Source organism: Promicromonospora citrea (assembly GCF_013004695.1).
GTDB lineage: Bacteria > Actinomycetota > Actinomycetes > Actinomycetales > Cellulomonadaceae > Promicromonospora > Promicromonospora citrea.
The window spans coordinates 1-2,855 of record NZ_JABEMG010000246.1 but is presented as its reverse complement, the minus strand read 5'-3'; the positions used below and the strand labels follow the sequence as shown (position 1 = coordinate 2,855).

Here is a 2,855-nt window from a genome sequence, read left to right as displayed (position 1 = left end):
GGTCGCCGGGGCGGTGGTGGCCGGCGGGGCGCCCTCCGAGGCGGCCGTGGTGGGCGCGTCGGTGACGGCCGTGGCGGGTGTCGCCTGCGCCGCCTCGCCCCGAGCGAGCTGGCCACGGACCTCGGCGGTGAGGTCGGCCAGGAACGGCTTGAGCCCGCGCGGCCTGCGCTCGCGCGCGGCGTGCCGCGGCACGCCCCCGGCGGGGACGTCGGGCACGCCGGGCCGGTTCTGCTGGGCCACGGTCACGCGTTCCGGGCGGTGGTGCGACCGGCCGGTGCCTCGGCGAGGAAGTCGGCGAGCAGCGCGGTGATCTCCTCGGGGCGCTCCAGGTTGGGCAGGTGGCCCGCCCAGCCGAGCTGCACGTGCCGGGCGCCGGGGACGTGACTCGCCAGGTGCGCGGCCACGGCGCGGAAGTGGTCGAGGTCCTGGCCGCCCGAGACGACGAGCGTGCGGGCGGTCACCGCCGCCAGGTCGATCTCCGGCCCCTCCTGCTCGGCGTCCTCCTCGACGGCCAGCTGCACCTCGAACGCGTGGCGCTGCATGGTGCGCACCAGCTCGCGGGCGGCGTCGTCGGCCTCGGGGCCCACCCAGGTCGCGACGTTGAGCTCGGTCGCCCCGTCGATGTCGCCCGCCTCGATGAGAGCGTCCTCGCGGCGCGCGAACCGCTGCAGCGACCGTGTGGCGGGCAGCTCGTAGGCCGCGTTGATCAGCACGAGGTCCGACACGAGCTCGGACCACGCGGACGCGACCTGGAGGCCGACGTGACCGCCTGCCGACGCGGCGACCACGGCCACGCGGTCCACACCCAGGTGCTCGAGCAGCTCGTGCACGTCGTGCGCGTTGTCGAACGGCTCGGTGGTGAGCGGGGTCTCGCCGTAGCCGCGCAGGTCGCAGCGGATGACCTGGTGCGTGCGGGCGAGCTCCTCACGCTGGGGCTCCCACATGCGCGAGTCGGCGACGCCGGCGTGCAGGAGCAGGAGGGCGGGGCCGGAGCCGGTGACGTCGTGGCTGATCATCTGCCGACCGTAGCGACGGAGCCCGCGCGTGAGCCAGCGCAGAGGTGGACGCCCGGCGGGGCGACGGATAGAATCGAACACATGTACGGATCCTCGGAAGGTCAGGTGCCGGGCGCACGCGTCGCGTCCCCGGTCGACGCGGCGTTCGACGCACTCGTCGCCGAGCTGCTCGCGAGCCCTCGGATCACGTACGCCCCGATCCTCGAGCGTCCGGCGCTGTACTACGGCGGGCACGCGGCCGGGCGCTCGGCGCGACGGCACCGGCGCTTCGTCCTGCGCGCCGGTACCGACCTCGACGACCCCCGGGCCGACCGCCAGGCCTGACCGGCGCTCAGAGCACGACCGCGAGCACCGCCGCGACGACGGCCAGCGCGATGCCGACGAACCCGAGCGTCGTCGCCGTCGCGGCCTTCCTCGTCGCCGTGTCGGCCGTCTCGCGCGCCGTCGCCGCAGCGTTCGCGGCCGCGTCGGCGGCAGCCTGGGCGGTGTCCGCGGCGGCCCGCGCGGCGGCCAGGTCGGTCCGCAGCGTGCCCGCCGTCGCGGTGAGCTCGTCGAGCTGCTCCTGCAGGCGTGCCGCCTCCTCGCGCGCCGTCGCCGCCGCGCGGTCGGCAGCAGCCTCTGCGGCGGTGTCGGCGTGCGCGCGCGCCTGCTCGAGGGCGGCGTGGAGCGTCGCCCCCGCGGCCTGCTCGACCGCCTCCGCCTGCTCCTTGCGGACCGCGGCGGTCTCCTTGGCGACGAGCTCGCGCAGCTCGGTGCCCTGCTCCTTGAGCGCGATCGTCAGCTCGGCCTGCACCTCCTGCGCCGTGAGCGGCTTGTCCGGCTTGGCGAGGTAGGCGTCGGCCCAGGTGCGACGCGACCGCCCGCGCGCGCCGTCGACGACGGCCTCCTTCTCCTCGTCGGTCAGCCGGTCGAGCGCCTCGGCCGCCGCCTTCACGGCGGGCGGCGTCTCGACAGGCCCCTTGGCGCCCTTGGCGGCCTTCGGCTTGGGGGCAGGTGCCTCCGGCGCCGCCTCGCCGGTCGCCGGCGTGGCGGCCACGGCCGCGGCGTAGTCGGCGTCGTCGCTGTCGGCGGACGCGGACTCGGGAATCTTGATGGGCTTGGTCAGCAGGGCCCGCAGGCGGTCCAGCCGCTCGGTCTTCTCGCCGCCCTCGGTCGCCGGGGCGTCGCTGTCGCTGCTCATGGGGGAAACGTACTGCTCTGCCCGATCTAGGTCGACTACCACGAGTGGAGTGGCGTTTCCTTGGGGCGGCGCCGGGCGATGGCCGACCAGGAGTGGAAGCAGGTCATCGCCGGGGAGTGGGGCACGCCAGATCGTGGCGGCGAGGAAGCCGTGGTTGCGGCTGCGTCGGGCCGGGCACGACATCGCGCGCTGCACCGCACCACCACGCCTGGTATTGGGCTGGCGGTCCGCTACCTCGATGCGGACGCGCTGGCCGAATCGAGATCGCGACCCTGGAATGGGCGCACCGGTCCAACCGCGAACGCACCGACGGTTCGAACGACGGCCGCACGCCCGCCGAGGCCCAACAGGTCCACTACAGTCACCAACGGCGGCTCACCGAAGCTGACTGTGAGCGTTATTCAGCGGCTCAGGGGTAGCCATGAGTGTGTGAGGTCCTGACCTGCTTCTTCGCTGGTCGGGGTCAAGATCGGGCAGATAGCGCAACGGTCCTTGCGTCCGGTTTGATCGTGGTTGTCGAGACCCCATCAAGCCGAGCGAAGGACCGATGCCGTACCACTCTACTTCCGGGCTGAGCCCTGCCCAGACCGCCGAGCTGATCAACCGCGTCCACCAGGTCCACGCCGCCCGCCCCGACGAGCAGCGGTACGACTTCGAGA

Annotated in this window: 4 protein-coding genes; 1 reads left to right on the top strand and 3 read right to left on the bottom strand. The window is 74.2% G+C overall.

Annotated elements, in window-relative coordinates; all coding sequences use genetic code 11:
* Both HLB15_RS23160 and HLB15_RS23155 read right to left on the bottom strand, forming a co-directional pair.
* A partial coding sequence (locus HLB15_RS23160; protein ID WP_212760276.1) for a hypothetical protein occupies positions 1–240 on the bottom strand: 240 nt, incomplete at its 3' end.
* 2 nt (positions 241–242) lie between these two features.
* A complete protein-coding gene (locus HLB15_RS23155; RefSeq protein ID WP_171109077.1) occupies positions 243–1,016 on the bottom strand; it encodes an alpha/beta fold hydrolase in 774 nt (257 codons plus the stop codon).
* Between the two features lie 81 nt (positions 1,017–1,097).
* Here HLB15_RS23155 and HLB15_RS23150 point away from each other — a divergent pair, with 81 nt between their 5' ends.
* Complete coding sequence (locus HLB15_RS23150) at positions 1,098–1,340, top strand: hypothetical protein (RefSeq protein WP_171109074.1); 243 nt, start codon at positions 1,098–1,100, stop codon at positions 1,338–1,340.
* Between the two features lie 7 nt (positions 1,341–1,347).
* Here the strand turns inward: HLB15_RS23150 and HLB15_RS23145 are convergent, their stop codons facing one another.
* Positions 1,348–2,196: a hypothetical protein gene (locus tag HLB15_RS23145; protein WP_171109072.1), complete on the bottom strand. Its 849-nt coding sequence runs from the start codon at positions 2,194–2,196 to the stop codon at positions 1,348–1,350.
* Positions 2,197–2,855 lie beyond the last annotated feature (659 nt).